This is a genomic window from Profundibacterium mesophilum KAUST100406-0324 (genome assembly GCF_009835145.1).
GTDB classification, from domain to species: domain Bacteria; phylum Pseudomonadota; class Alphaproteobacteria; order Rhodobacterales; family Rhodobacteraceae; genus Profundibacterium; species Profundibacterium mesophilum.
The window spans coordinates 1-211 of sequence record NZ_APKE01000126.1 but is presented as its reverse complement, the minus strand read 5'-3'; the positions used below and the strand labels follow the sequence as shown (position 1 = coordinate 211).

General features: G+C 67.8%; 1 protein-coding gene. It reads right to left on the bottom strand.

Features of this window, described 5'->3' with window-relative positions:
• Positions 1 to 211 (bottom strand): hypothetical protein (locus PMES_RS16535; protein ID WP_159966791.1); only part of this gene is annotated, 211 nt, incomplete at both ends.

Here is a 211-nt window from a genome sequence, read left to right as displayed (position 1 = left end):
GATCGGCGCGCCGAAAGCCGCGTTGAAGTCCGCCGGCGGCTTGATCCGGCCATCCGCTGCAACCAGCTTGTTGCGCGTCGATGCAAGCGCGATGTTCGCCGCCGCCGCGAGGTTGCGCCAGATCGCGCTGCGGTGATGGGTGATGCTGACGCCGGCCGAACCGATACCCATCTGCAGCTCGACGCCCGCATCATGCGCAATGTCGCCCGTC